The organism is Micromonospora sp. NPDC049048 (assembly GCF_043197615.1).
Lineage (GTDB): Bacteria > Actinomycetota > Actinomycetes > Mycobacteriales > Micromonosporaceae > Micromonospora.
The window spans coordinates 1-1,428 of the sequence record NZ_JBICTM010000035.1 but is presented as its reverse complement, the minus strand read 5'-3'; the positions used below and the strand labels follow the sequence as shown (position 1 = coordinate 1,428).

The following is a 1,428-nucleotide window of genomic DNA, read 5'->3' as shown; positions in this document are numbered from 1 at the left end:
TAGTACTCCAGCAGGAGATCCGTTCTGGCCTGCTGTGGCGGTGTGGTTTTGTCCGTGGGCATGGAGCAGCCACCGCTGAGTCTCGTGGTTGTGTGGACCCAAGATACGGCGGTGGCTGCCGCCTACAGAGTAGACGCCCGACGATGGTCTGGGCTGTTCGACGAGCTGATGGACGTGGTCGGGTCGCGCTTCGGGCGGCCTGAGCCCCGCCGGCGGGTGCGGGACTTCATGGCCGGGCTGCTGGCGCCGTTGCCGACCAAAAACTGCTGGACGATCGCGGAACACGCCGGTGACGACGGGCCTGGCGGCATGCAGGACCTGATCGGTCGGGCCAGGTGGGACGACGCGCAGGTCCGCGCCGACGTACGAGATTTCGTCGCGGTCAAACTCGGGCACCCCGACGGTGTCCTGCTGATCGACGAGACCGGTGATCTGAAGAAGGGCGTGCACACCGTCGGGGTGCAGCGGCAGTACTCCGGCACCGCCGGGAAGATCGAGAACTGCCAGCTCGCGGTGCACCTGTCCTATGCCTCACCGGCCGGGCACACCCTGGTCGACGTCGCTCTCTACCTGCCGAAGTCCTGGACCGACGACCCCGCGCGACGGGTGGAGGCCGGGGTGCCCGACACCGTCGGCTTCGCCACGAAACCGCAGCTGGCACGGCGGCTGATCGACACCGCCCTGGCCGGCGGGCTGCCGTGCCGGTGGGTCGCCGGCGACGAGGCCTACGGCGGTGACCCCCTTCTGGCCGCGGCTCTGCGTGGCCATCGACTCGGCTATGTCCTCGCGGTCGCCTGCTCGCATCGAGTCCCCACCGGACTGGGTATCCAGCGGGCGGACCAGATCGCCGCCGGTCTGCCGACGCGGGCGTGGCAGCGGATTTCCGCTGGCCAGGGGGCGAAGGGTCACCGCTACTACGACTGGGCATTCGTCACCTTGCCCCTGGCCGTCGACGAGCACCAGGGTCACCACTGGCTGCTGATCCGCCGCAACCAGAGCACGGGTGAGCTGGCGTTCTACCGCTGCTGGTCACCCGAACCGGTTCCGCTGCGCCACCTGGTGGCCGTCGCCGGCCGACGATGGAGCATCGAGGAATCATTCCAGGCCGCCAAGACCGGCCTCGGCCTGGACCAGCACCAACACCGCCGCTGGCGGGCCTGGCACCGCTGGACCACCCTCGTCATCGCCGCACACGCGTTCCTCGCCGCCGCCGCAGCGGCCAGCACCACCAGCCCGAACGGCTTAATCCCGATCACCGTCAACGAACTCCGACGGCTGTTCCACGCGCTGGTCATCGAACCCACCCGACGCGTCGGCGACGTCATCGCCTGGTCCATCTTCCGACGCCAACACCAAGCCGAAGCCAAGATCAGCCACTACGCCCGACAAGCCCTCACCGAGCCCTGAAACGGATCTCCTGCTGGAGTA

1 protein-coding gene is annotated in these 1,428 nt (G+C 68.6%); it reads left to right on the top strand.

Annotated elements, in window-relative coordinates; translation table 11 throughout:
- Positions 1–168 precede the first annotated feature (168 nt).
- Complete coding sequence (locus ACGFIG_RS30740) at positions 169–1,407, top strand: IS701 family transposase (RefSeq protein WP_393008885.1); 1,239 nt, start codon at positions 169–171, stop codon at positions 1,405–1,407.
- Positions 1,408–1,428: the final 21 nt, after the last annotated feature.